Origin of the sequence: Cognatiyoonia sp. IB215182 (assembly GCF_033963905.1) — a bacterium.
Lineage (GTDB): Bacteria > Pseudomonadota > Alphaproteobacteria > Rhodobacterales > Rhodobacteraceae > Yoonia.
The window spans coordinates 469,712-495,409 of record NZ_JAXBMB010000002.1; the positions used below are offsets into that span (position 1 = coordinate 469,712).

A 25,698-nucleotide genomic window follows, 5' to 3' on the forward strand; every position below is an offset into this window, starting at 1 on the left:
TCACTCAACGAATTTCCCGAACCGGATAGCGTTGGCCGTCTTCGGTCAGCAGGATCAGTCTGTCACCCGCCTGCACAAACCTGTCACAGCGGCTGCGCAAGGTCCGAAAATCAATGCAAACCGTGCCATCAGCGTCAATGATGTGGGTGCCGAACCAGCTTCCGCCGCCATTCTCTGCCGAATAGGTCCAGCTATAGCTCCCACCCGGGGAATAGCGCGACTTGCCGCCATCAAAAAACTCCAGCTCGCGCCCCAGGATCAGGGCCGAGAGCGCCTGCGCATCAAGGGCCTTGTCCGAAGGACGCGTTTCAAAGGATTGCGAAAAGCCTGTGCTGGCTGTGACAACGAGGCTAAGAAACATGGAGCATAGAAACTTCATGCGACCGATCCTATCCAAATTGCCCCCTGCGCCAACTCACGAATTGGTGTCGTTAATGTAATGCCTCGGCCTCGACAGCCGTTTCTTTGCGGGAACTTATGTCAACCGCACGGACCATCATAAAGCGACCTGACAATGCGGGGCTTTTCGGAAACCGCCACCTCCCCAAAATCCGGGTCATAGCGCTGTTCAATTGCCCCTCATAAACAGGATCATCGCCCTGATCGAAACCGTCATAAGTCTTGCGAAAATACACATCATGGCCCGTCCGCTGACCCATCAACGTCGCGGTCAATTCGGCCCCCATATCACGATGAAATGTATTGGGTTCGGTTATGTCACCCAAAAGCTGCCCTGCCGCTTCTGCAATCACCGCTTCAAACGGAACAGGCTCCGCGCCCAAACCATATTCGTAGCGCCCGGTCCAATGGCCGCTTATCGATATCCTGTCATCCGTGCCCATATCCGTGCATGCCACGTCTGCCGAACCGCGTCCACGGGATGGCGGGCGGGGCGCGTTGCGTCAGCAACAGCGCCGCCTGGCATCATGCAACCAGCGCTTCGGCCCGCTTCAGATCCACTGACACCAATTGCGACACACCCTGTTCGCCCATGGTCACGCCAAAAAGCCGGTCCATCCGGCTCATCGTCACTGCATGGTGTGTGATGATCAAAAACCGCGTATCGGTCCGCCGTGTCATCTCATCCAGCAGGTCACAGAAACGCGTCACATTGGCATCATCAAGGGGCGCATCGACCTCATCCAGCACACAGATCGGGGCGGGATTCGCCAGGAACACAGCAAAGATCAGCGCCAGCGCCGTCAGCGTCTGTTCCCCACCTGACAAGAGCGACAGGGTACTCAGCTTCTTGCCGGGCGGCTGGCACATGATCTCCAGCCCAGCCTCAAGCGGATCATCGGATTCCACCAGCACCAGCTTGGCCTCACCGCCACCGAACAAATGCGTAAACAGCAATCCGAAATTGTCATTCACCTGCTCGAAAGCCGTCAAAAGCCGCTCGCGCCCTTCCTTGTTCAGGCTCGCGATACCAGACCGGAGTGCCGCAATCGCCGCCTCCAGATCCGCCTTCTCGGAGACCAGCGCATCATGCTCGACCTGCACCTCCTTGGCGTCCTCCTCGGCTCGCAGGTTAACCGCACCCAGACTGTCGCGCTGCCGCTTTAGCGCATTGACTTCACCTTCGATTTTCTCTGCGGCAGGCATCTGTTCCACATCGACGGCCAGGCTTTCGAGAAGTTTGTCCGGCGTGACCTCCTGCGCCTCCATGATCCGCTCGGCGGCGTAGGCGACTGTCTCGCGGGCAGCATCGCTTCGCGCTTCGGCACGGGCACGCGCCTCACGCGCTTCCGAGGCAACGCGCTCTGCCTCACGTTCCGCATGGCCTGCATCCCGCAGCACAGTCTCGGCTTCGGCCAGCTTATCGGCAGAGGCTTTCCGTCGCGCTTCCGCCTCATCAATCGCATCAGCAAGTTCTGCCCGCTTAGCGGCAATCACTTCCGGTGCCGCAGTGGCCTCGGCCAATTCCGCTTCGGACGCCTCCTTGCGTTCAGCCAGTTCCGCCGTACGTTTGCTCGCCGTTTCCAACCGGTGCTTCCAGCCCGAGATTTCTTTTGTGATCTCCTGCGAGCGCTTCAGCCGCTGTTCACCTTCGCGGCGCACCTCGTCAAAGGCCGTGCGGCGGGACATCATCGTGATCCGGGCCGCCTCGACCGTCATTTTGACATCCTCGACCGCCGCCCGCGCCGCATCAAGGTCACCCAAATCGGATGCCGCCTTTTCGGCGCTCGCCAGCGCCTTGCGGGCAGCCATCGCCTCCTCTTCGTGGCGCTTCACCGCAAGCCCCAGGCTCTCCAGCTTACCTTCGCTCAGGTTCCGTTCCGCCTCAGCACGGCTTGCAGCGCGGTTGGCATCGGTCACCGCCTGATCGGCGTCGCGGCGCGCTTTCCGCGCGCTATGGTCAGCTTCGGTTTGCTCTTTCAGCAAGACGGTCAGCGCCTCATGCGCTTGGGCTGCACCCTGTGCCGTCGCATTGGCCTCTTCAAGATCGCGCTTGAGTTCGGTGAGCCGGTTCAGCTGTTGCAACCGCAACGCAGCCGTGGACGGCGCATCTTCGGCACCCGCGCGGAAACCGTCCCAGCGCCACAAATCGCCCTCAACCGACACCAGCCGCTGCCCCGGTTTCAGATCGGCCTGCAAGCGCGGCCCATCGGCCTGATCTACCAGCCCGACCTGCGACATCCGCCGCACCAAGACTTCCGGCACCGTCACATAATTGGTCAGTGCCTTCACGCCATCGGGCAATGTCTGAGGCGCGGTATAGCCCGGCAGCAAAGCCCAGCCCGACTTGGCGTCAGACCCCACAGCGGGTGCACGCAAATCATCCGCCAAAGCCGCGCCCAGCGCCTTTTCGTAGCCGCCTTCGACGCGCAGAAGGTCCAGCACCTGTCCGCCTTCAGCCGTGTCACGCTCCACTAGCTTGGCCAATGCGGCCACCTCCGCCCGCAGCGCGTTTGCCTCGCCTTCCGCCTCCGACCGCAAAGCCCGCGCCTCGCTTTCGCGCGATTGGGTTTCTGCGCGCGCCGCTTCAGCCGCTACCAGAGCCGTATCGGCGGCCTCAGCGGCCGCGATCGCGGCCTTTTCGGCCTCACCGGCACTCGCAAAATCGGCTTCGGCCTTCGTCAGGTTCGCGCGCGCCTCATCCATGGCTGCCTTGGCACGCGCGGCCTCAGCTTCGCTTTTTTCCAGCGTCGTGCGATTGTCATCCAGCAAGCGCTGCGCGGATTGATGCCGCGCCGCAAGCCGCGCCACATCCTCTGTCATCCGCGCGGTATCGGCCTCACGTTCCTGCAAGACACCAGCCGCTTCCCGCGCCGCCACCTGTGCTGCATCCAGCCGCTTGTCATGCCCCTCTCCGGCCTTCGCGATTTCGCGCGCTTCCCATTCGAGCCGTTCAATCGTCTCGCCCGCATCCTTGTTCAGCCCGGCCTCACGCTCCATATCGCGGCCCAGCTGATCGATGCGCGCGCGCAGCGTCTCGATCATATCAAGCGCACGCTGTTCCTGATCCTTCAGCGTATCCCGCTGCACCTGCAGGCGCTGCAGAACCGCCGCTGCAATCGCCTCTTCTTCGCGCAAGGGTGGCAGCGCATCTTCCGCCCCCTGCCGCGCTTTCCCGGCCTCGCGCGCCGCCTTTTCGGCCTGCGCTGCCGCGGTTGTCCGCTCGCGCAACTGTTCGGACGCGGCCAAGAGCGCCTCGTCAGCCTCTTTCCAGCGACGGTAGAGCAACATGCCCTCCGCCTTGCGCAACTTCTCACCGATCTCGCGATAGCGCGCGGCCTGCTTGGCCTGTCGGGCGAGTTGCGCAAGCTGTGAGGCCAGTTGCTCAATCACGTCATCAACACGGGTGAGGTTCGTCTCAGCCCCTTTCAGTTTCAATTCAGCCTCATGACGCCGCTGATAGAGGCCCGAAATCCCCGCCGCTTCTTCCAGAATACGGCGGCGCGACTTGGGTTTCGCGTTGATCAGTTCCGCGATCTGCCCCTGCCGGACAAGTGCTGGCGAATGCGCCCCGGTGGAGGCATCGGCAAACAGCATCTGCACATCCCGCGCCCGCACATCCTTCGCACCCACTTTATAGGCCGAGCCCGCATCGCGCGTGATCCGCCGAATGATCTCCAGATTATCGCTGTCGTTGAAGGCCGCCGGGGCCAACCGTTCCCCATTGTCGATGATCAGCGACACTTCGGCAAAGTTCCGGGCAGGCCGGGTGGAGGCGCCGGCGAAGATCACATCCTCCATCCCGCCCCCGCGCATGGCCTTGGGGCGGTTTTCACCCATGACCCAGCGCAAAGCCTCCAAGAGGTTCGATTTGCCGCAACCATTCGGCCCGACCACACCTGTCAGACCGTCGGCGATGATAAGATCGGTTGGATCGACAAAGCTTTTAAAGCCATTCAGTCGGAGCTTGCTAAACCGCACGCGATGTCCTGCTCTTGATTCCCTCAAGTTGACAAATCTTGTCCCCTCGCCACGGCGCGAGTCAACGCGGGTGCGCTAGATAAGGCCAAAACCGGCCACTTATCCACAAGATATTGGGGTAAACCTCCTCTTTTGGCCCCAAATATCCCCGCCGGAGGCATCCAACCGCACCATAAGCGCCGGTCCTGACCCTGCGACCGTCGCTTTCCACCTTGACCCTTCTGCCTCCAAAGGCGCACACATAACGCGTATGGTTCCCCGTCGATGCCCAGCATTAGGGGATGAAATGGGAATGTGGACGGGTCGATCTACCTCAGAGACCTCAAGCCACAGCCGCCCCCGCGACTGTATGCGGAGAGCGTTTGCGACAATGCCACTGGGGCAATCCCCGGGAAGGCCGCAAAACGCCAAGACCCGCAAGCCAGGAGACCAGCCGTACAAAGTAACGCAACCTGCCGTCGGGGATGACGGTAAAGGAGGATCAACATGTCTATCGCATCAGGTGCCGTTCATCGCATCACGTTTAAACCGGCAAGCCCGGCTGCTTACCGCGCTCAGGCGGTGTCTTCACCGGATATCAGGCGCACCACGACCGCTTAGTCCCCAAACCATGCGGCGTGACCGCATGACATCTGATCAAACGCGATAGGACACACCATGCCCGCAAAAATCCCTGCTACCGTTGTTACCGGCTTTCTTGGCGCCGGAAAGACCACTTTGATCCGCCATATGCTGCAAAATGCCGAGGGCAAGAAGATCGCGCTCATCATCAACGAATTCGGCGATCTCGGCGTCGATGGCGATATCCTGAAAGGCTGTGGTGAGGGAACCTGCACCGAGGATGATATCGTCGAGCTGTCCAATGGCTGCATCTGCTGCACCGTGGCCGATGACTTCATCCCGACGATGGAGCAGCTACTCAGCCGCGATGACAAGCCGGATCATATCGTCATCGAAACCTCCGGCCTCGCCCTGCCGCAACCGCTGATCCGCGCGTTCAACTGGCCCGGCATCTCGACCAAAGTGACTGTCGATGGTGTCGTGACCGTTGTCGATGGCCGGGCCGTCCATGATGGGCAGTTCGCCCATAACGTCGATGCCGTCGATGCCCAGCGCGCGCAGGACGAGAACCTTGATCACGAAACGCCGCTGTCAGAGCTGTTCGAAGATCAGGTCGCCTGCGCCGACATGATCGTCGTGAACAAGACCGACCTTCTGAACGAAGATGAGGCTGTGGCGCTGACAACTCGCCTGAAGACCGAGTCTCGTCAGGGCGTACAAGTGGTCAAAGCGGCGATGGGCGCACTTCCCGTCGATGTGCTACTCGGTCAGGGCATCGGGGCCGAGGCTGACCTCGAAAGCCGTCACGAAATCCACCACCATCATCACCACCACGATGACGATGACCACCATCACGATCATGAACACGAGCACGGCCATGATGAGTTCGAAAGCTTCATCGTCACCCGTGGCGAAGTCACTGATGCCGCCGCCTTCGCCGCGCAAGTGGCCGACACGATCCGCGCGCATGGTATCCTGCGACTGAAAGGCTTTGTCGCCGTCGTAGGCAAGCCGATGCGGCTGACACTACAGGCCGTGGGCCCGCGCGTAGACACCTATTTCGACCAGCCCTTTGGTGACGCCCCACGCGACACAAGGCTGGTCGTGATCGGTGAAACGGGGCTCGACCAGGCCGCCATCAGCGCAGCACTGACCGCATGATTATCGTCGAACGGAATGACCCGCACCATCCCGGCGCCAAGGCTTTGCTCGAACAAAGCCACGCGCTGATGCGTTCGCTCTTTCCACCGGAAGAGAACTTTTTCCTCGATTTCGACGCACTCGCTGCACCCGACATTCACTTTTTCACCGCCCGCGAAGGCGATGAGGTCGTCGGCACTGGAGCATTGAAAAACTGCGATGACTACGGCGAGATCAAATCCATGTTCGTCGCCGAAGAGGCGCGCGGCAAGGGCGTCGCCGACGCTATCCTGCGTCAGATCGAGGATCAGGCCCGCGAAGACAACCTGTCCGTCCTGAAACTGGAAACCGGAGATGCGCTGGTCGCCGCGCTGAAACTCTATGTGCGCAATGGATACAAGACCTGCGAAGCCTTCGGTCCGTACATGACGGCAACCCGCTCCGTCTTCATGGAGAAGGCGCTGTGACCCAACCAAGACGCAGGCCCGGACACTCAACCTGACATGCACCTGCTCGCCGCCACCCCTGGCGCCATCGCTGACGGCACCGAACCGGTTGATCTGAACCAGACACCCGCAGATGTCGTCATCATTTCGGCAGCGGATACAGAACTCGCCGCCCTTTCGGACGCGCGGGCCGAGATGCACAATCCGCCCACCCTGCGTCTCGCCAATATGATGCACCTGACCCACCCGATGTCGGTCGATCTGCATCTGGACAATTGCGCCACGAAGTCCCGCCTCGTGATCGCCCGCATTCTGGGTGGCGCGGGCTACTGGAAATACGGGCTGACCCAATACGCGGCGCGGCTGCACGAAGCGGGTGTTCCCTTCGCCGCCCTGCCCGGCGATGACAAACCGGACCCGGAATTGCGCGAGCTTTCCACGGTCACGCCAGAGGACTACGATACGCTCTGGTCCTATCTCATCGAAGGCGGCCCGCAGAACAGCACCAACCTGCTGCGCTATGCCCAGGCCATGCTGCAGGGTGGCGAAAGGCCCAGCGCGCCCGCACCACTCCTCCGCGCGGGCATCTATTGGCCCGGCGCGGGCATAGCCGATCTCGATGCGGCCAAGGCAGGTTGGATCGAAGGCGCGCCCATCATCCCCATCATCTTCTATCGTGCCCTCGTTCAGGGCGGCGGTCTCAACCCGATCAACAAGCTCACCCGCAGCCTCAGCCGCGCAGGTCTTAACCCGCTCCCCATCTTCGTCGCCAGCCTCAAGGACCCCGTCAGCACTGCGACGCTCAAAACCCTGTTTGACGCAGCTCCACCTGACGTGATCTTGAATTGCACTGCATTTGCCGTCGGCTCGCCGCATGATGGCGATGACAGCCCGGAAAACCCGCTCATCGCCAATCACGCGCCGATCTTCCAGGTGATCCTGTCGGGCGCTGCCGAGGCCACATGGGCCGAGGGGCAACAGGGCCTCACCGCCCGTGACATCGCAATGAACGTGGCCCTGCCCGAGGTTGACGGGCGCATCCTGTCACGCGCGATCAGCTTCAAGAGCGAGGCGTTCTTTGATGAGGCCACCGAATGCCCCATCGCCACCTATCAGGCGCGGGGCGACCGAATCGATTTCGTCAGCCAACTAACGAAAAACTGGGCGGCGCTGCGCCGCACCGCTCCAGCCGGCAAAAAGGTCGCTCTGATCCTCGCCAATTACCCCAATAAGGATGGACGGCTCGCCAACGGCGTCGGCCTTGATACGCCTGCAGCCACCTTGCACGTACTGAACCTGCTTCAAGCGGAAGGCTATGCCGTCAACCCGCCGCCCGATAGCGCCGCGCTGATGCACAAAATCATGGACGGCCCGACCAATTGGCTGACCGACCGGGCCGAGAAGGAAGGCGGCGAGGTGTTGCCCCTCGACACCTACAGAGCGCATTTCGAGGCGCTGCCTTGGGACGTCAAGGAACAGATCACCACCCGCTGGGGCCAGCCGGACGCTGATCCCTTTCTCACTGATGACGGCTTCGCCCTTTCAATCCATCGCTTCGGCAATGCGGTCGTCGGCCTGCAACCGGCGCGCGGCTACAATATCGACCCGACCGACACCTATCACTCGCCCGACCTCGTCCCGCCGCACAACTACCTCGCCTTCTATTTCTGGCTGCGGCATCATTGGGGTGCGGACGCCATCGTGCATATGGGCAAGCACGGCAATCTTGAATGGCTACCCGGCAAGGCGGTCGCCCTGTCCGAGACCTGCTGGCCCGAAGCCGTATTCGGCCCCACACCCCATATCTACCCGTTCATCGTCAATGACCCCGGTGAGGGTACGCAGGCCAAAAGGCGCACAAGCGCGGTCATCATTGACCACCTGACCCCGCCGCTCACCCGCGCCGAAAGCTACGGGCCGCTCCGCGACCTCGAAGCGCTGGTGGACGAATACTACGAGGCCGCGGGAGTCGACCCGCGGCGGATCGGCCATCTGCGAAAGGAAATCCTCTCGCTGTCAGAGGTCACGGGCCTTTCTAAGGACGCAGGCTTCACCGGCGACAATGACAGCGATCTTGGCAAACTCGACGCGTACCTTTGCGAACTCAAAGAGGCGCAAATCCGCGACGGACTGCATGTTTTCGGACAATCGCCAGTGGGCCAACAGGAACGCGACCTCGCCATTGCCCTCGCACGTGTGCCACGTAGCGACGGCAAGGGGGCGAATGCTTCGCTGCTCCGGGCGCTCGCTGAGGATCTGGACCTCTCCATCGACCCGCTTGATTGCGACATGGCGGCACCGGCAGCAAAGAAGCCAGACACACTGGCTGATGGCACGGTCTGGCGGACAAACGGCGACACAGTGGAGCGTCTCGAAAATCTCAGTCAAAAGCTCCTGCGGGACGGCGGGTGGGGCGATGTGGGGTTCACCCCACGAGCGTCACAGGCCGTCCTGACCGAAATCCGGGAAAACATCCTCCTTACAATCAAAGCCAGCGGCAGGTCCGAGGGGGCGGCCCTCCTTACCGCCCTTGCAGGGCACTTCGTCGGCCCGGGCCCGTCTGGTGCCCCGACCCGAGGACGCCTTGATGTTCTCCCCACTGGGCGCAACTTCTACTCTGTCGACAGCCGGGCCGTCCCCACCCCAACCGCTTGGGCTCTGGGATGGAAATCGGCCAACCTCCTGATCGACAAGCACCTTCAGGATCATGGCGACTGGCCGCGTACAATGCTGATCACTGCATGGGGTACCGCCAACATGCGCACCGGCGGCGACGACATCGCGCAGGCGCTGGCCCTGATGGGCGTGAAGCCCACATGGGACAGTGCCAATCGCCGCGTCACCGGTTTCGACATCTTGCCCCAATCCGTGCTTGGCCGCCCCCGTGTGGACGTCACTCTGCGTATCTCCGGCTTCTTTCGTGATGCCTTCCCGCAACTCATCGCATTGGTCGATAGCGCCGCCCGCGCTGTCCAGGCCCTTGATGAACCCACAGACCTCAACCCAGCCGCGGCCCGCACCAAGGCGGGGGAAGACCAAACCCGCGTCTTCGGCTCCAAACCCGGCGCATACGGTGCAGGCCTGCAAGCTCTCATCGACGAACGCCTCTGGTCGGACAAAACGGATTTTGCCGAAGCCTATCTGGAATGGGGCAGCTACGCCTACGGCGCTGGCGCCGAGGGCCGGAAGGCCCGGAAAGCCATGGAGCAGCGCCTGTCGCAAACCGAAGCCATCGTGCAAAACCAGGACAACCGCGAACACGACATCCTCGACAGTGACGATTATTACCAGTTCGAAGGCGGGGCCGCCGCCGCGATCAGCACGCTGCAGGGTCAGGACAGGCCCATCTACCACAACGACCATTCCCGCCCGGAACGTCCGATCATCCGCACGCTGGATGACGAAATTGGGCGGGTCGTCCGCTCCCGCGTGGTGAACCCCAAATGGATCGACGGTGTGAAACGCCACGGCTACAAAGGTGCGTTCGAAATCGCGGCCACAGTCGATTATCTCTTTGCCTTCGCAGCCACGACCGGTGCGGTGCGCTACCACCATTTCGATCTGGTGGAAGAGGCCTTTATCAAAGACGACGCCACCCGCACCTTCATCGACGATGCCAACGCCCCAGCCCTGAGAGAGATCGCCGAACGGTTGCAGGAAGCGATCGACCGAAACCTCTGGGTACCCAAATCGAACTCTGCTCGCGCCCGTATCGCCGGACTGCTGTAAGCTGGGTGCAACCCACCATATGAAAGGGAAAGCCATGACCGAAGAAGACGACCGCCACGCCGCCAAGATGGCCAAGAAAAAGGCAGCCCGCGACAAGATCATGGCAACGAAGACTGATCAGAAGGGCCTGATCATTGTCCATACCGGCAAGGGTAAGGGCAAATCCTCGGCGGCATTTGGCATGATCTTCCGCTGTATCGCGCATGACATGAAATGCGCCGTCGTGCAGTTCATCAAAGGCGGCATGTCAACAGGCGAACGCGATCTGATCCTGTCGAAATTCAGCGATACCTGCGCCTTTCACACGATGGGCGAAGGTTTCACCTGGGAAACACAGGACAAATCGCGCGATACCGAAATGGCGCAGGCTGCCTGGGCCAAGGCGAAAGAGTTGATCCTCGATAAGAGCAACAAGATGGTGCTCCTGGACGAGATAAACATCGCAATCCGCTACGACTATGTCAGTGCCGCAGAAGTTGTCGCATTCCTGCGCGATCACAAACCTGAAATGACCCATGTTGTCCTGACCGGTCGCAATGCGCATGACGACCTCATCGAACTTGCTGATCTGGTCACCGAGATGGAGTTGGTCAAACATCCCTTCCGGTCAGGGATCAAGGCCCAGATCGGGGTCGAATTCTGAGCAACACACAAGTCGGGATGGGCTGTGCAACAGAATGCGCGACGACAAGAGAATTGGCATTAGCGAAGACGCTGCACAAATTGATGCGCGGCGACCTTCTCACATCACGCAATCATGATCTGCTCGATGACAGGATCAACCGCCTTTGTCAGTTCCAAATTCGTTCAGTTGCTGGTTAGTCAAATCGGGGCGGCCTTTTGCGGAACGGCGAGCCGCGAGAGCCTGACTAGCCAGCCCGAGAGCTAATCCTTTCTTGGATCGCACTTGCCAAGCAATCGTCGCGAGACAGACGTGCAACTCACCAAACCATTCCCGATCGAAAAATGACATGATCGATACCGCAAGCGCAATTTCACAGCGGTTCGCAGCTGCCGACACTGTGAGGCATTGAACTGTATGGTTCAGTCCACATATAACGCCTCGATAATGGCCCAGCTAACCCTTTCACCAGCAAATCTCGTGGCAAGCGGCGTACAGCGGGCCGTCTATCTGCATCCGAATGATCGCACCAAACTGATCAAGGTGCTTAAGCCCGATGAAGAGCTTGCCCACCGGAACAACTTTAACGGTGTGATGGACAGGTTGATGCCCAGTACGCGGATACGTCAGATCCGCAAGGAGTATACTGAGTATCTGCGGATCATGCTGAAACACCCTGAGCCCGATTTTCGCGCACCTATGTCGCATATGTTCGGCTTTGTCTCGACCAATGTCGGGCTGGGTTGCCTTACGGAAAACGTCATGGGACCGGATGGCAGCGTGGGCGAAACGTTGGGTCAAAAGATTAGGCGTGGAACGCTCACCGATTCACAGATCAATCTGCTGAACGATACGATTGACGCCCTTTTCGAGCATGGCGTCCGGGCAAGCGATTTGAACCCGAACAACTTTGTCTTTGGACGCCGGGCCTATGGTAATGAGTTGGGCCCCGAGGAATGCGTGCTTGTGGATGGTTTTGGCGATATTCATGCAATCCCGGTCAGGTCCATGGGCCGCTGGCTGAACCGCATGGGGCTGGCCGACAGTTGCAAGCGGCTGGCGCGAAACACAAAGCTGATTTGGAACCCAAAGACGCGCCGGTTCTCGCGCTCTTGAACGCGTTCCGATAGGTTGCAGCAAATCACCTTTGCAGAGGATTTTGCCGATGCCAAAGCACCGTGTTCTGACCGAATTTGGGATGGGGACGAGCCTGCGCCGACAGGATTACACCGAAGCTGCGCGGCGGGGCCTGCAGGACGCGCTCTGGCATAACTCGATCAATATGGCGGAGCTTTTCGGATTTCCGAAAGAGGCGATGCTAATCGATGTAGAAATTGGCGTGCAGCAGCCCGATCAGGTCGATACCGAAAGCCTGCTTAGCATCTTTCCTTACGGGCAGCCCACGATCACTGTCACCCACGGTGGCCTCGACGTGCCGCGCCCGGATGGTAATCCAACGGTGATCGCGAATGTCGCCATCAATGTGGCCTTCATGATGGAGAAAGCCTGATGGAGCAGCGGATTATCATCGAGATGGGGATGGGCAATGATCTACACGGGATGGATTACCAAAAGGCGGCCGCGCGCGCCATTGAAGACGCGATCCGGCATTCAACGCTGCCAATCTTTGAAAGCCTCGAGCTGCCGCATACCGATATGCGGCTGAAGGTGACAATCGGGGCCCAGGAGCCGGACAAGATAGATGCAGACGCGCTGAAATCAGGGCTGCCGCGGGGCCACGCGGTGCTCTCGGCTGTGAAGGGCGGGTTGAATGTCCCAAATCCCGAAACGGGCGAGACTGCAGTGGTTGCAACCGCTGCGGTCGAGGCCTTTCTGCCCACCCAAAAAGGCAAATGGAAAATGCAATAGATGGAAATGACGGCAGCGCACCGCGCCGCCCTTCAGGATATCCTGAAATGGCGGCGAGATGTCCGGCACTTCCGGCCCGATCCGATATCTGCGGCCACGCTGCGACGCCTACGCAATGCGATAGACATGGCGCCATCGGTTGGCAATGCCCGGCCATGGCGGGTTTTGCAGGTAACAACACCTGCCTTGCGCGATGCTGTCATTGCCAATTTTGAGGCTGCCAACAGGACGGCGTCCGCAATCTATACGGATGAAAAACGTCAGGATTACAATGAGCTGAAGCTTGCGGGCCTGACCGACGCGCCGGTGCATCTGGCCGTCTTTACCGAGCAAGAGCCACCAGAGGGCCACGGGCTCGGCCGACAAAGCATGCCAGAGATGCTGACCTATTCGACCGTGGCCGCCGTACACACACTGTGGCTGGCCGCACGGGCCGAGAATATCGGGGTTGGGTGGGTGTCGATCCTTGACCCCGATGCGGTCACGCAGCTTCTGAAGGTGCCGCAGACCTGGAAACTGACCGCATATCTTTGCCTTGGAACGCCTGCATTTGACGATGACACGCCGCTGTTGGACCGCAACGATTGGCAGGCCAATACACCAACGGATTGGCGTGAGGTTTAGGGCGTCAGATTCTCCGGAAAATCTCGGCAATTTCTCAGCGCTGCAAAGCAGCCTTGCGTACCGCGCTGAGCGTTGCACCGGTGGCCAGCGCTTCTTCATCCAGCTGACATTCGATAACTGCAATCGTGCCAGCGGCTTGCGCGCGGGCAAACGCGTCCGGGAAATCCTTTGTCTTCGTTACCACTTCCCCATGCCCGCCATAGGCGCGCACCAATGCCGCGAAATCAGGATTGATCAGCGCCGTGCCCGAAACTCGTCCCGGATAGGTCTTTTCCTGATGCATCCTGATTGTACCGTAACGCTGGTTATTCATGATCACGACAATGGGCTTCGCGCCGTGCTGGATGGCTGTTCCCAGCTCATTGCTGGTCATCTGAAAGCACCCGTCACCGGCGAGGCAAACCACTGCGCGGTCGGGGTGTTCCAACGACGCCGAAATCGCGGCGGGCAGCCCGTAGCCCATGGATCCTGAGGTCGGGGCTAGCTGCGTACCATATTGTTTGTAGACGAAATACCGATGCAGCCACGCCGCATAATTCCCGGCGCCGTTAGTGACAATTGTGTCGTCGGGCAAGTGATCCGACAACCACTTGACCACCTCTTCCTGTTTCAGCGCGCCGGGGCTTTCTTGCGGTTGGATCCATGCCTCGTAATCCGCGCGGGCGGCGGCGGTCCAATCAGGCCACGCGCCTGCTGGGGCCGCATCCGCCAATTGGCGCAGCATCGCGGGAGCAGCGGTCACAACACCGATATCAGGTGTGTAGACTCGGCCAATCTCATCCGCATCGCTATGCACATGCACAATGGTTTTTTGCGGATCGGCGGGATCGACCAGCGTGTAGCCTTGCGTTTCTATATCGCCAAACCGGGTACCGAGCAGGATCAGCGTATCCGCCTCCCGCACGCGCGCAGCGAGCCTAGGATTGATCCCCACATTCAGATCACCGGCGTAACTGGCGTGGTGATTGTCCATGTAATCCTGCCTGCGAAACCCAACGGCGACAGGTACTTGCTGGCTTTCTGCAAATGCATGCAGATCGGCTTGGGCCTGCGTGCTCCAATGCGGGCCGCCGACGACGATCAGTGGTTTTTCCGCCTGCCCCAGAACATGCATGATCGCTTGAACAGCATCGCCGGGAACGGGCTGCATCATCGCTTGCGAGATACGCAGGTCCGGCACATCCGCCGAGGCGCTGAGCATGTTTTCCGGCAATGCGAGCACCACCGGACCGGGCCGGCCCGACATCGCCATATGGAAGGCACGCGCGATGTATTCAGGCAACCGATCAGTGTGATCGACCTGCGCGACCCACTTCGCCAGGCCGCCAAAGAGCGCCTTGTAGTCGACCTCCTGGAAAGTCTCGCGATCCGTATGCCGGTTGTCGATCTGACCGACAAACATGACCATCGGCGTGCTGTCCTGCCGCGCGATATGGATACCCGCGCTCGCATTGGTCGCACCGGGCCCACGTGTGACGAAGCAGACACCGGGCTGGCCCGTCATCTTGCCATAGGCCTCGGCCATCATGGCCGCCCCGCCCTCTTGCCTGCAAACCACGTTGTGGATACCACTGTCGTAAAGTCCATCAAGTGCAGCCAGAAAGCTTTCACCCGGCACCGAAAAAACACGGCGCACGCCGAGCTTAACCAGTTGATCGCTCAGGATTTTTCCGCCGTGCCGGATCATCTTACCCTCCCCTGACGTCTTGACGTGGATCATGTGCGAAAGCATGCGCTTGCGCAATCGGCCAATCGCGTTAGCTGTTGTCACGAGCAAAGAAAGGCATTCATCATGACAACACTTCTTGGGATTTCAGGATCGCTGCGTAAGGCATCCACGAATACGATGCTGATGCGCAACGCGGCAGAGATTTTCGGGCCGGATGAGTTCGTTGAGGCGGATATCAATCTGCCACTCTACAATGGCGATCTGGAAGCGGCGGAGGGGATCCCCGCAAGCGTCCAGACACTCGCCGATCAGATCGCTGCCGCCGACGCCGTAATCATCGCAACCCCCGAATATAACAAGGCAATTTCCGGGTCGCTCAAGAATGCGCTCGACTGGGTCAGCCGCACAAAAGGCGGACCGTGGAAGGCTAAACCAGTGGCAATCATGTCCGCCGCCGCAGGCCGCGCGGGCGGTGAACGCAGCCAGTTTTCCCTGCGTCTTGCGATGATGGCATTCCGCCCGCGCATCCTGCAGGGGCCAGAGGTTTTGGTCGCCAATTCCAGCAAGGAATTTGATGAGAACGGCAAGCTGACGGGTGAGCTTTACATCAAACTTCTGACCGAACTGATGGACGAGTTGCGGGCCATGACCTGAGCCACAACCTTTTCTGGCAATCGCCTCCTGCTGGCCATAGATATGAACGGCAAGACAAGACGGAGACAACAATGGCGCGCGGTGCAGGTGGTAGTGAGGGCGGAACGGGCAGCTTTCTGATCGGGCTGATCATGATGATCGGGGGTGGATACCTGCTCTTGAACAATATCGTCGTGCGCCCGAATTTTGGATTTGGTGCCGTCGCATTCCGTTTCGGCGGCTTCCCGATCACCAGCGGCATGATCCTGATCCCGTTCATGTTTGGCGTGGGGATGATCTTTTACAACTCCAGAAACTGGATCGGCTGGCTTTTGGCGGGAGGTTCGATGATCGGGCTGATCTTCGGCGTCATCGCGAATATGGAACTGCAACTCACGCGGATGAGCGCATTTGACCTGATCGTGATATTGGTGCTGCTGGTCGGGGGGATCGGGTTGTTTTTGCGGTCGTTGAGGGCGGGGTAGCACATGGCTGAATTGCTTTATTGCTATGCGTTGCGACGAGTGACGCCACTTCTTGATGAAGAGGAATGGTCAGTATTGAAGCCCCACCTCGATAATCGCCTAAATGAAATCAAAGAGTATCGAGAGCAGCATCACTGCTCCATTTCCGAGGCTGCGGCAAAATCGAGTGCGTCTAGTCTGCGCGTCTATGAACAACTCACCGGAGCTCGCTTGGATCATCCCGACCAGCTATGGAGGGTTAGAAGAACGCAATATGGCCCGGTTTGCACGCAATGCGGTAAACCGTTGCGCACACCGCGGGCAAAGTTTTGTGCCGAATGCGGATGCCTGAGGGATGGAGATATCCAAGTTTCCTAGATTGCAGGTGGGCAGAGTAACGTTGTATTTTGGTTGGCTGGGTGGCTTAGATTGGTAAACTCACCCATCCGACGACGTGTACCTTGCACGCGCCGATCTATCGGCAGTCCGCGGGCTGCCGATACCGCGCTTCTTCCCGGGCGCTTTGATGGTTCAAGGATATCGCTCCAAATGCCTTTCGCACCAAGACCAGCCAAATCGACAGCCCGGTGGGGCGGACTGTCGATGGATCGGCGCGCTTCGCGCTTATCCCGATCCGGGCGCGACCACACTGTTGTTCTAGTACCCGATCGCACATCCGTCCTTACGCGGATCGCTTCCACCTTCTAGAACGCCGCTCTCATGCAGCAGGATTGCCTGTGACCCGCCGATCGCCGTTGCTGGCGTTTGCACGTTGTGACCGAGGTCGCTGAGTTCCGCCTTCACCGCGTCGGAATACCCGTTCTCCACATTCAGCACGTCGCCTTCCGCAAAGCAGCGGGGGGCGTCCATGGCGGCCTGCGGGCTCAACCCGAAATCGGTCACATTGGTGACGAACCGTGCATGGCCAGTGGACTGGTATTGCCCGCCCATCACGCCGAATGGCATCAGCACCTTGCCCTTTTTCTTCAGCATGGCCGGGATGATCGTGTGCATGGGGCGTTTGCCGGGGCCGACCTCGTTCGGGTGGCCCTGTTCAAGCGTGAAGCCCGCGCCGCGGTTCTGGAATAGAATGCCGAATTTGTCTGATGCAATGCCAGAACCGAAAGAGTGGAAGACCGAATAGATGAGCGACACGCACATGCGGTCCTTGTCCACCACCGTGATATAGATCGTGTCCTTATGCACCGCCTCGGCGCCGGGCACATTGCCCGGCATCGCCTTTTTCGTATCAATCAGCGCCGCGAGCTTTTCCGCCGTTTCCGGCGCGGTCATATGGTCAAGCCGCGTCATGTGGTCCGGATCGGCGAGGAAACGGTTGCGGGCGTCGTAGGCGAGTTTCGTCGCCTCGGCCTCGATATGCGCGCGTTCCGCCCCCCACGGGTCCATACCTGCAATATCGAAATGTTTGAGCATGTTGAGGAGGAGGATCGCGGTTGCCCCCTGCCCGTTTGGCGGATGCTCATAAAGGTCGAGGCCGCCATACTCGCCCATGATCGGATCGGTATAGTCGCAGGCGGTGTTCGCGAAATCATCCAGCGTATGCGTGCCGCCCAGCGCGCGGAGCGAGTTCACCATGTCTTCGGCAATCTCGCCTTCGTAGAAGCCCGCCCGGCCCTCCATCGCGATCTCGCGCAGGACTTTTGCCTGACCCGGCGCGCGGAAGATCTGACCCGGCGCCGGTGCTGCACCATCCATCAGGAACAAGTCACGCGCATGGCCGGAGAGGTTGTCCACCGCTTTGCCCCAGTCATCGGCAACGCGTTCGGCGACCGGCACCCCTGCTTCCGCGTAATGGATCGCAGGTGCGAGGATAGATTTCAGCCCGATCTGCCCCCAATCCTTGGAGAGCTTGCAGAAGGCGTCAACAGCGCCGGGAACGCTGATCGCATCTGCCGAATATGGCGCGATCACATCGCCCTTGGCCCGCAAAGCCTCGGCATCAATGCCAGCGGGCGCGCGGCCCGATCCATTAAGCGCCTTGACCTTATCTGAACCGGGCGGTGTGAACAGCACAAAGCAGTCGCCGCCGATGCCGGTCATCTGCGGCTCGCAAAAACCCAACAGAACCGCCCCCGCAATCGCCGCATCCATGGCATTCCCGCCAGCCTCAAGGATTTGCACCGCTGTCTTTGCGGCAAGCGGGTGCGAGGTCGCGCACATGCCGTTTGTGGCGTAGACGGCGGAGCGACCGGGTTTGTGGAAATCACGCATGTTCGGGGCCTTTCATGTTCTTGCCCAGACCCTAGGGCGAAGTGCGGGCTGTGCAACGGGAAATCCTTGCCTTTGCCGGTGGGCGGCGTAGCCTGTGGGTCAGACGAATGGGAGGACATGATGCGAGACGTCTTTATCACCGGTGCCGCGCGCACGCCGATGGGTGGGTTTCAGGGTGTGTTTGCCGATGTCGATGCGCCGACCTTGGGCGGTACGGCGATCAAGGCGGCGATGGACGGCGCCGGCGTCTCGACGGTTGATGAAGTTCTGATGGGATGCGTTCTGCCCGCTGGTCAGGGTCAGGCCCCAGCACGGCAGGCGGGGTTTCTGGCAGGTTTGGGCGAGGAGGTACCCGCAACGACGCTCAACAAGATGTGCGGGTCGGGGATGAAAACCACGATGATGGCCTTTGACCAGATCGCGCTTGGCGGGGCCGATGTGATGGTCGCGGGCGGTATGGAGAGCATGACAAATGCACCATATCTGATGCCGAAACTGCGCTCCGGGGCACGGATCGGGCATCAGGAAGTACAGGATTCGATGTTTCTGGACGGGTTGGAGGATGCCTACGACAAGGGCCGCCTGATGGGCACCTTTGCGGAAGACTGCGCCGAACAGTTCCAGTTCACCCGCGAGGCGCAGGATCAATATGCGATTGCCTCGCTGTCGAATGCTTTGGACGCGGAGCGTTCGGGGGCGTTCGATGCAGAGATCACGCCAGTCGCGGTACATGCCCGCACCGGAGAAGAGGTGATCACCCGCGACGAACAACCCAGCAAGGCCCGGCCCGAAAAGATACCCATGCTCAAGCCTGCGTTTCGCAAGGATGGGACGGTCACAGCCGCGAATGCGTCGAGCATCTCGGACGGGGCGGCGGCACTCGTGCTATCCTCGGTGGGTGGCCGCGCCCGGATTTTGGGCCACGCAAGCCACGCGCAAGCACCAGGATGGTTCACCACAGCGCCCGTGCCTGCGGCGCAAAAGCTGCTTGCCAAGGTCGGATGGTCGGTCGAGGACGTCGATCTGTGGGAAGTGAACGAGGCCTTTGCCGTCGTCCCGATGGCTTTCATGCACGAGATGGGCATCCCGCGGGATATCGTGAATGTGAATGGCGGGGCCTGCGCGTTGGGCCATCCGATTGGTGCGTCGGGGACGCGGATTATCGTAACCCTTCTGCATGCCATGGAAACACGCGGCCTAAAACGCGGGGTCGCTGCGATTTGCATCGGCGGCGGCGAAGGCACGGCAATCGCGATTGAACGGGTCTGACAGCGCTGCTACCGTTCGCTAAGGGCTGTGCGCCCCGTCGACACGCAGCCACACCATTTAAAGGAACATAACCATGCACATTGTCAGCATCCTCGTCGTGGTATCAGAAAGGTGCATGGTCCGATAGGTTTCGCCATATCCGCGACCATGTGCCCCCGGACCTTGTTCGGGGGCTTTTTTGTTTGAATGCCAATAAGGCCGAAATAGATGAAACGACGCACGCCTCCCGCGTTAGTTACGCTGATCCTGCTAACCGGCGTCTCGACGCTGTCGCTCAACATGTTCCTGCCATCGCTTGCAAATATCGCGCAGGATCTCGACGCGCCTTATGCGGTCGTCAGTCTGTCGGTCGCGGGTTATCTTGGTCTGACCGCCGTCATTCAGTTGATCATCGGCCCGCTGTCAGATCGGATTGGCCGACGCCCGGTGTTGCTGATGTCACTGGCCGTATTCACCTTGGCGTCGATCGCCTGTGCCCTGGCCACGCAAATCTGGGTGTTTCTGGCGTGCCGTATGCTGCAAGGGGGGATTGTCGCAGGATATGCGCTGTCCCTTGCCATCGTGCGCGACACAAGGCCAGAGCGAGAGGCCGCTGGACTGATCGGTTATATCAGCATGACGATGGCCATTGCCCCGATGTTGGGGCCGATGCTGGGCGGCGTGCTGGATAGCTGGTTTGGGTGGCGGGCCGCGTTCTGGGTCTACGCCATCGCGGGAATAGGACTTTTTGCGCTGTGCTGGATTGATTTGGGTGAGACCAGATCACTCGCATCGCAGCGGATTGACACGGATCGCCCTCGCCTGCGCGCGCTTCTGCGCGAAAGGCTGTTCTGGCTATACGCCCTCTGCAGCGCCTTTTCGACGGGCGCATTCTACGTCTTCCTGAGCGGAGCGCCGCTGGTCGCGCAGGTTCAGTTTGGCGTAGGCACCGCAGAGATCGGGTTCTGGCTTGGCAGCATTACCGCAGGTTTCGTCTTCGGCAGTTTCTTCTCCAGCCGCTTTGCGCCCCGCAATGCGCCTCTGACGATGATGATCACCGGCCGCATCGTGGCCTGCCTTGGGCTGCTTGCCGGTATTGGTGTGACGGCTTTAGACGCAATCACACCCGCGCTTTTCTTTGGCAGCACAGTTTTTGTCGGAATCGGCAATGGGATCACGATGCCGAGCAGCAATGCTGCCGCAATGTCGGTGCGGCCTGACATGGCGGGTAGTGCGGCAGGACTGAACGGCGCATTGGTGGTCGCGACGGGTGCGCTTTTGACAACTTTCGCGGGCATCACGTTACCCGCCGAAGCTCCGGGTCTGACCCTGCTATGGCTGATGTTCGGTTCATCAGCGGCGGGGCTCTTCGCGGTGCTCATCGCCATGAAATTGCGGCGAAAACGGCCAAACATGACGGAACGTCACTAGGCCTCTTGCCGCCCGGCACAACCCGGACCGTCTTGCATCCCGAAGAAGAACAGGATGACATACACCTGTTGCATAGCGTCACTAGTGCCTCGTTTCATCAAAATCTGCGTTTTGTCGCGCCTCCAAATGGGGTGCGTTTTTCAACTGGGAAGGGGACTTTATGTCTGATCTTATGATTACGGGCGTCATTGATGGCGGCCTGAGTGGCGGGCTGCCGAAAGCCATTCAACTTTTTGCTGTGAACGATATTGCTGATTTGTCAGTTTACGGCGTCGGTTCGGCCAATAATGGCAATGGCGGCGGAGCGGTGGAGTTCGACTTTCCGTCCGTCTCTCTCGCGGCTGGTGAGACGATTTACATCGCCAGTGAAACAGATGCTTTCACCGCCTTCTTTGGATTTGCCCCCGATTACACCGGCGGCGTGGCCAGCATCAACGGCGACGACGCGATTGAGCTTTTTGAGAACGGCGTGCCGGTCGATGTCTTTGGCGACATCAATGTCGACGGAACCGGTGAGGTGTGGGAATACATGGATGGCTGGGCCTCGCGCGATCCTTCCGTAGGCCCCAACCCCGTATTCGAGCCCGCAACTTGGACCTTTAGCGGGCCCAACGCGCTGGACGGTGTGACGTCAAATGCGACCGCGCCCAACCCGTTCCCTGTGCCTGATGGCGGCACGACCGATCCGCAGATTGCGATCAATGAATATCGCATCTCTTCGTCCGGTGCCTCGGACGACACGTCAAACTTTGTGGAGTTGTTCACGGAACCTGGCACCGCGCTTGACGGCAAAACGCTGCTTGTGCTCTCGGGAGAGTTCGCACCGGGCCAGGTCGATTTCGCCATTGATCTGACTGGCGCTGTCGCCGATGAGAATGGCTTTGTCTTGATCGCCAATGATCAGAACCCGAACCTTGGTGCAGGTGATGTTGGCGTCGCAGGCCTTGATTTCTTTGGTTCACCGCAAACTTTCCTGCTGGTAGACAACTTCACTGGCGCTGTTGGTGATGATCTGGACGCCAATGATGATGGCACTTTTGATGTCACGCCATGGGACAGCATCATCGATGGGGTTAGCGGTGTGGATGGCGACGGCACGCCTGATCTGAGCTATGCCGATACGGTTGTCCCTGCTGACGGTAATTTCTCCGCTGCCGGTGCGGCACGAGATGAGGATGGGACAGGCGATTTTGTCAGCCTCGCCTTTGGCGACACGTCAGGTGACACGCCTGGATCGACCAATGATCCTGAAGTGCCGGTTGAGCGTGTCACCATCATGGAAATCCAAGGCGCGGGGCATGTCTCTGGCCTGATCAGTGACAACCCGCTTGATCCGACGACAGGCGATGGCAGCGGTCCGCGCGTGATCACGACCGGTATTGTGACAGCGGTCGATTCCAATGGCTTTTACATGCAGGATGCGGAAGGCGATGGTGATATTGCCACGTCTGACGCGATCTTTGTCTTCACCGGCAGCGTTCCCGGCGTGACCATTGGTGACGAGGTCGATGTGACCGGCAATGTCAGCGAATTCTATCCCGGCGGTCAGGACACCGGCAACCTCAGCACCACGCAGCTTGGTAGCAATCCTGAAATCACTGTCCTGTCTTCGGGGAATGAACTGCCAGAGGCTGTGATCCTTGGCGCAAATGGCCGCCCCCTTCCTTCCGAAAACATCGAAGACGACAACTTCACCTCATTCGATCCAGAAACCGATGGCATCGATTTCTGGGAAAGCCTTGAAGGGATGCTCGTTACCGCGCCGCAGCCTGTCGCGATTTCGGGCACAAGCCGGTTCGATGAGATATTCGTGGCCGTCGATGGCGGTGCGGATGCGACCGGCATCTCGAATCGCGGCACGCTGAATATCTCGCCAGACGACTTCAACCCTGAGAAGGTGCAGATCGATTGGGATTTCGGGCTTGATGCGATTGAAGCGAATGTGGGCACCACGTTTGAGGATATCACCGGCGTCGTGTCCTATGATTTCGGGAACTTCCAGATCAACCCGACAGAGCAGCTTGTTGTTGTGGAAGAGTCGACCCTCGAACCAGAGGTGACCGCGCTAGCGGGGTCCGAAAACCAGCTGACAATCGCCACTTACAACGTCCTGAACCTTGATCCGGTGGTCGAGCGTCAGGAACTGACCAACAACGGTGAGGCGCGCAATGTTGATGACGATGTGGGCAATGGCCGATTTGACGCGATTGCCGCGCAGATCGTCAACAACCTCGGCAGCCCAGATATCATCGGCCTGCAGGAAATCCAGGACAATACCGGCGGTGAAACCGGTGACGGCGTCGTGTCAGCGTCGGAGACTTTTGAGACCCTGATCGCGGCGATTGATCTGGCTGACGACGGGCTGATGAATGACAGCTCTGGCTATGCCTATATCGACAACACGTTTATCACCGATCTCTCCAGCGGCGGTCAGCCCGGCGGCAACATCCGCACCGGGTTCCTCTATAAGGAAGATCGAGTGGATCTGGTCGAAGGCTCTGTCCAGACCATCGGCACCCAGGACCCCGGCGGCGCATTCGAAGGCGCGCGCCTGCCGCTGGTCGCCACGTTTGAGTTCAACGGTGAAGAGGTCACGGTCGTTAACAACCACTTCTCATCCAAAGGCGGCAGCGCCCCGATCCTGGGCGTGGAACAGGACTTTGCCGACCGTCAGGAAGACGTGAACGTGAACGGCTCGCTTGATGAACGTCAGGCGCAATCGGCGGCTGTCAGCGAATTTGTCGCCGACGCGTTGGCAGAGGACCCCGACGCCAATGTCGTGGTTGTCGGTGATTTCAACGAGTTCGAGTTCGTCTCGCCCCTCACCCAGTTGGAAGATGCAGGACTGACCAATCTGACGAACACGCTGCCAGAGGACGAACGCTATACGTTTAACTTCCAGGGCAACTCTCAGGCGCTGGATCATATCCTTGTGTCAGACGCACTGGTCGACGATGCCGTTTACGATGTTGTGCATGTCAATTCGGAGTTTGCGGAGACCGAAAACCGCGCCAGCGACCATGATCCTGGTCTCGTGCAACTGACCATCGGTGATGTCGCGCCAGAGACTGTCGATGTGGCCGTGGCCTTTGATCCACGCGGCTTCTTTGGCAGCAAAGCGACGGAGTTCATTGATGGCGAAGCGGTCGATGTGGACCGGCTGCCCTTCATCAGGAACGCTGTGAATTTCAACGATATCGACGTGAAGATCAAAGCCGAGGCACCGGGCCGCGAAAAGATCACGTTCGTGGATGGTGAGTTGGGGATCTGGTCGCGTGGCGACAACATCTTCAGTGGCGAAACCAACCTCGTCAACGATGACGAGCAATTGGCACTGACCTTGAAAGATGGTGATTTCGGCGATGCGCTTGAAGTGGAGTTCGAATTTGCGGACTTGCACGGCAGCGGTGAGGTTGAGGTCGAATTCTTCGATGACGGTGTGCTGATCGGCTCCGAGATTTACGACGCTACCAGCGGCGCAATCACCGCTGATCTGGATGGCGAGAGCTTTGATCAGGTCAAGATCGGCGCGGTAGGTGATACCGCATTCGCGCTTGAAGGTTTCGGGTTTGAACGTCTGGTCGGCAGCGACAGCTTCGACTTCGTCTAAAGGAAAAGAGTCCGGGCGCCGCGAAGCGCCCGGACCTCCTTACCCCACAAATAGCGGAGTTTGCAGGCCTTACACACGTGCTCAGACCAAGGGGCTTCGCCTTGGCATCTGTTTGGCCTGCTGCCGGTTTCGTGGACGCCGAGATACGGTGTTTATGAAACTGGAGAATCTACATGACGAGAAGGATGTTCAGCCGCGAGTTTAAGCAGGAAGCGGTGGAAATGGTGACGAAGCGCGGCGTGAGTACGGCGCAAGCTTCGCGGGATTTGGGAATACATGCGACTGTGCTGCGCCGTTGGGTTCGGGCAGCCGCAGTTGATGGGCCGGCGGCGTTCCCAGGGAATGGCAAATTAACACCTGAGCAGGAAGAGCTGAGGTCTCTTCGACGTGAGGTTTCTAAGCTGAAGGCGGAGCGTGACATCCTAAAAAAGGGTGAGACCATTTTCCGCCATTGGTCCGAGGACAATGGTCGAACGCCTACTTTGCCAAGGACCAACTGTGATGTTTGGGTTTGTGGCGAAGCACCGAGGGGTATGGCCGGTCAGTTGGATGTGTGATGCGCTCGGTGTGTCACGAAGTGGCTTCCATGCTTGGCTGACACGGCCATGCAGCGACCGGTCGATCCGCGACGAAGAGTTATCTGTGGCGATCCGGGCAAGCTTTCTACGCTCGGATCGCACATATGGAGCACGGCGGGTTTGGCACGATCTTCTCGAAGAAGGTTATTCCTGTGGCTTGCATTGCGTTGAGCGATTGATGCGACAAGCCGCATTCAAGGCCCGTCCCAAACGTCGGCAACCACCGAAAGACCAAGGCATGAGGTCGGTCATAGCTGCGAACGTGCTTGAACGAGAGTTTGATGCGGAAGGGCCGAACCAGAAATGGGTGGCCGACTTCACTTACGTTTGGACTGCGGAAGGATGGCTCTACGTTGCAGCCGTCATCGATCTGTTCTCGCGCCGCGTCGTCGGTTGGTCCATGAGCGATCAGATGACCTCCCAGATGGTCACAGATGCCCTGATTATGGCGATCTGGCGCAG

The 25,698-nt window shown here is 59.6% G+C and carries 20 protein-coding genes, 1 pseudogene and 1 riboswitch; of the genes and pseudogenes, 15 read left to right on the forward strand and 6 right to left on the reverse strand.

Going from position 1 to position 25,698, the window contains the following annotated elements:
• Positions 1-4 precede the first annotated feature (4 nt).
• The 3 genes from SLH47_RS06055 to smc form a co-directional block, all read right to left on the reverse strand.
• Positions 5-379, reverse strand: coding sequence for a hypothetical protein (locus tag SLH47_RS06055; RefSeq protein ID WP_320238518.1), 375 nt, complete (start codon positions 377-379; stop codon positions 5-7).
• A gap of 52 nt (positions 380-431) precedes the next feature.
• The gene (locus SLH47_RS06060) at positions 432-857 is read right to left on the reverse strand and encodes a hypothetical protein (protein ID WP_320238520.1); all 426 of its coding nucleotides are present in this window, start codon (positions 855-857) and stop codon (positions 432-434) included.
• A gap of 67 nt (positions 858-924) precedes the next feature.
• Entirely contained in the window at positions 925-4,380 is a 3,456-nt protein-coding gene (gene smc, locus SLH47_RS06065; protein WP_320238522.1) for a chromosome segregation protein SMC, read from the reverse strand.
• A gap of 234 nt (positions 4,381-4,614) precedes the next feature.
• Positions 4,615-4,833, forward strand: a riboswitch (cobalamin riboswitch).
• 204 nt (positions 4,834-5,037) lie between these two features.
• Between smc and cobW the strand changes: the two genes are divergently transcribed.
• The 4 genes from cobW to cobO are packed head-to-tail and all read left to right on the forward strand — an operon-like array spanning position 5,038 to position 10,899.
• Entirely contained in the window at positions 5,038-6,102 is a 1,065-nt protein-coding gene (gene cobW / locus SLH47_RS06070; protein ID WP_320238524.1) for a cobalamin biosynthesis protein CobW, read from the forward strand.
• On the forward strand, positions 6,099-6,548 hold the full coding sequence (locus tag SLH47_RS06075) for a GNAT family N-acetyltransferase (RefSeq protein WP_320238526.1): 450 nt from the start codon (positions 6,099-6,101) through the stop codon (positions 6,546-6,548). Before cobW ends, SLH47_RS06075 begins: the two co-directional genes overlap by 4 nt.
• Before the next feature lie 36 nt (positions 6,549-6,584).
• Entirely contained in the window at positions 6,585-10,256 is a 3,672-nt protein-coding gene (gene cobN, locus SLH47_RS06080; RefSeq protein WP_320238527.1) for a cobaltochelatase subunit CobN, read from the forward strand.
• Positions 10,257-10,290: 34 nt separating this feature from the next.
• Positions 10,291-10,899 carry a cob(I)yrinic acid a,c-diamide adenosyltransferase gene (cobO, locus tag SLH47_RS06085; RefSeq protein ID WP_320238529.1) on the forward strand — a complete coding sequence of 203 codons (609 nt, stop codon included), beginning with the start codon at positions 10,291-10,293 and terminating at the stop codon, positions 10,897-10,899.
• 135 nt (positions 10,900-11,034) lie between these two features.
• Here the strand turns inward: cobO and SLH47_RS06090 are convergent, their stop codons facing one another.
• Positions 11,035-11,229: a hypothetical protein gene (locus tag SLH47_RS06090; protein ID WP_320238530.1), complete on the reverse strand. Its 195-nt coding sequence runs from the start codon at positions 11,227-11,229 to the stop codon at positions 11,035-11,037.
• Between the two features lie 96 nt (positions 11,230-11,325).
• Here SLH47_RS06090 and SLH47_RS06095 point away from each other — a divergent pair, with 96 nt between their 5' ends.
• From SLH47_RS06095 to bluB, 4 genes are read left to right on the forward strand one after another with little or no spacing between them, the layout of a single operon-like run.
• Entirely contained in the window at positions 11,326-11,994 is a 669-nt protein-coding gene (locus SLH47_RS06095) for a YrbL family protein (protein ID WP_320238531.1), read from the forward strand.
• A 49-nt stretch (positions 11,995-12,043) separates the two neighbouring features.
• On the forward strand, positions 12,044-12,388 hold the full coding sequence (locus SLH47_RS06100) for a Lin0512 family protein (protein WP_320238532.1): 345 nt from the start codon (positions 12,044-12,046) through the stop codon (positions 12,386-12,388).
• The gene (locus SLH47_RS06105; protein ID WP_413785624.1) at positions 12,388-12,747 is read left to right on the forward strand and encodes a Lin0512 family protein; all 360 of its coding nucleotides are present in this window, start codon (positions 12,388-12,390) and stop codon (positions 12,745-12,747) included. Before SLH47_RS06100 ends, SLH47_RS06105 begins: the two co-directional genes overlap by 1 nt.
• Positions 12,748-13,371: a 5,6-dimethylbenzimidazole synthase gene (gene bluB, locus SLH47_RS06110; protein ID WP_320238534.1), complete on the forward strand. Its 624-nt coding sequence runs from the start codon at positions 12,748-12,750 to the stop codon at positions 13,369-13,371. It begins immediately after the preceding gene.
• Positions 13,372-13,405: 34 nt separating this feature from the next.
• Here bluB and SLH47_RS06115 read toward each other — a convergent pair whose 3' ends face one another.
• Positions 13,406-15,058 carry a thiamine pyrophosphate-binding protein gene (locus SLH47_RS06115; protein WP_320238565.1) on the reverse strand — a complete coding sequence of 551 codons (1,653 nt, stop codon included), beginning with the start codon at positions 15,056-15,058 and terminating at the stop codon, positions 13,406-13,408.
• 105 nt (positions 15,059-15,163) lie between these two features.
• Between SLH47_RS06115 and SLH47_RS06120 the strand changes: the two genes are divergently transcribed.
• The 3 genes from SLH47_RS06120 (at position 15,164) to SLH47_RS06130 (ending at position 16,515) form a co-directional block, all read left to right on the forward strand.
• Positions 15,164-15,694 carry an NADPH-dependent FMN reductase gene (locus SLH47_RS06120; RefSeq protein WP_320238535.1) on the forward strand — a complete coding sequence of 177 codons (531 nt, stop codon included), beginning with the start codon at positions 15,164-15,166 and terminating at the stop codon, positions 15,692-15,694.
• Positions 15,695-15,765: 71 nt separating this feature from the next.
• On the forward strand, positions 15,766-16,158 hold the full coding sequence (locus SLH47_RS06125) for a hypothetical protein (RefSeq protein ID WP_320238537.1): 393 nt from the start codon (positions 15,766-15,768) through the stop codon (positions 16,156-16,158).
• Between the two features lie 3 nt (positions 16,159-16,161).
• Positions 16,162-16,515 (forward strand): hypothetical protein, encoded by a 354-nt coding sequence (locus SLH47_RS06130; protein ID WP_320238538.1) that lies wholly within the window; start codon positions 16,162-16,164, stop codon positions 16,513-16,515.
• Positions 16,516-16,794: 279 nt separating this feature from the next.
• Here the strand turns inward: SLH47_RS06130 and SLH47_RS06135 are convergent, their stop codons facing one another.
• Positions 16,795-18,369, reverse strand: a complete 1,575-nt coding sequence (locus SLH47_RS06135; RefSeq protein WP_320238539.1) for a gamma-glutamyltransferase family protein — start codon at positions 18,367-18,369, stop codon at positions 16,795-16,797.
• Between the two features lie 120 nt (positions 18,370-18,489).
• On the opposite strand from SLH47_RS06135, the gene SLH47_RS06140 reads away from it, so the two are divergent.
• The 4 genes and pseudogenes from SLH47_RS06140 to SLH47_RS06155 form a co-directional block, all read left to right on the forward strand.
• Positions 18,490-19,638: an acetyl-CoA C-acyltransferase gene (locus SLH47_RS06140; protein WP_320238540.1), complete on the forward strand. Its 1,149-nt coding sequence runs from the start codon at positions 18,490-18,492 to the stop codon at positions 19,636-19,638.
• Positions 19,639-19,845: 207 nt separating this feature from the next.
• Positions 19,846-21,048: a multidrug effflux MFS transporter gene (locus SLH47_RS06145; RefSeq protein ID WP_320238541.1), complete on the forward strand. Its 1,203-nt coding sequence runs from the start codon at positions 19,846-19,848 to the stop codon at positions 21,046-21,048.
• A gap of 160 nt (positions 21,049-21,208) precedes the next feature.
• Positions 21,209-24,658 (forward strand): endonuclease/exonuclease/phosphatase family protein, encoded by a 3,450-nt coding sequence (locus SLH47_RS06150; RefSeq protein ID WP_320238543.1) that lies wholly within the window; start codon positions 21,209-21,211, stop codon positions 24,656-24,658.
• A gap of 173 nt (positions 24,659-24,831) precedes the next feature.
• Positions 24,832-25,698 (forward strand): annotated as a pseudogene (locus SLH47_RS06155) (IS3 family transposase); the annotation flags it as partial.

Bases quoted from the DNA above. Each gene is read 5' to 3' on its own strand.
- SLH47_RS06120 (WP_320238535.1), top strand. From the start codon at position 15,164: ATGACAACACTTCTTGGGATTTCAGGATCGCTGCGTAAGGCATCCACG.
- SLH47_RS06100 (WP_320238532.1), top strand. From the start codon at position 12,044: ATGCCAAAGCACCGTGTTCTGACCGAATTTGGGATGGGGACGAGCCTG.
- SLH47_RS06090 (WP_320238530.1), bottom strand. From the start codon at position 11,229: ATGTCATTTTTCGATCGGGAATGGTTTGGTGAGTTGCACGTCTGTCTC.
- SLH47_RS06105 (WP_413785624.1), top strand. From the start codon at position 12,388: ATGGAGCAGCGGATTATCATCGAGATGGGGATGGGCAATGATCTACAC.
- cobW (WP_320238524.1), top strand. From the start codon at position 5,038: ATGCCCGCAAAAATCCCTGCTACCGTTGTTACCGGCTTTCTTGGCGCC.
- SLH47_RS06125 (WP_320238537.1), top strand. From the start codon at position 15,766: ATGGCGCGCGGTGCAGGTGGTAGTGAGGGCGGAACGGGCAGCTTTCTG.
- SLH47_RS06095 (WP_320238531.1), top strand. From the start codon at position 11,326: ATGGCCCAGCTAACCCTTTCACCAGCAAATCTCGTGGCAAGCGGCGTA.
- SLH47_RS06115 (WP_320238565.1), bottom strand. From the start codon at position 15,058: ATGATCCGGCACGGCGGAAAAATCCTGAGCGATCAACTGGTTAAGCTC.
- cobN (WP_320238527.1), top strand. From the start codon at position 6,585: ATGCACCTGCTCGCCGCCACCCCTGGCGCCATCGCTGACGGCACCGAA.
- SLH47_RS06140 (WP_320238540.1), top strand. From the start codon at position 18,490: ATGCGAGACGTCTTTATCACCGGTGCCGCGCGCACGCCGATGGGTGGG.
- SLH47_RS06075 (WP_320238526.1), top strand. From the start codon at position 6,099: ATGATTATCGTCGAACGGAATGACCCGCACCATCCCGGCGCCAAGGCT.
- SLH47_RS06135 (WP_320238539.1), bottom strand. From the start codon at position 18,369: ATGCGTGATTTCCACAAACCCGGTCGCTCCGCCGTCTACGCCACAAAC.
- cobO (WP_320238529.1), top strand. From the start codon at position 10,291: ATGACCGAAGAAGACGACCGCCACGCCGCCAAGATGGCCAAGAAAAAG.
- SLH47_RS06055 (WP_320238518.1), bottom strand. From the start codon at position 379: ATGAAGTTTCTATGCTCCATGTTTCTTAGCCTCGTTGTCACAGCCAGC.
- bluB (WP_320238534.1), top strand. From the start codon at position 12,748: ATGGAAATGACGGCAGCGCACCGCGCCGCCCTTCAGGATATCCTGAAA.
- SLH47_RS06145 (WP_320238541.1), top strand. From the start codon at position 19,846: ATGAAACGACGCACGCCTCCCGCGTTAGTTACGCTGATCCTGCTAACC.
- SLH47_RS06150 (WP_320238543.1), top strand. From the start codon at position 21,209: ATGTCTGATCTTATGATTACGGGCGTCATTGATGGCGGCCTGAGTGGC.
- SLH47_RS06130 (WP_320238538.1), top strand. From the start codon at position 16,162: ATGGCTGAATTGCTTTATTGCTATGCGTTGCGACGAGTGACGCCACTT.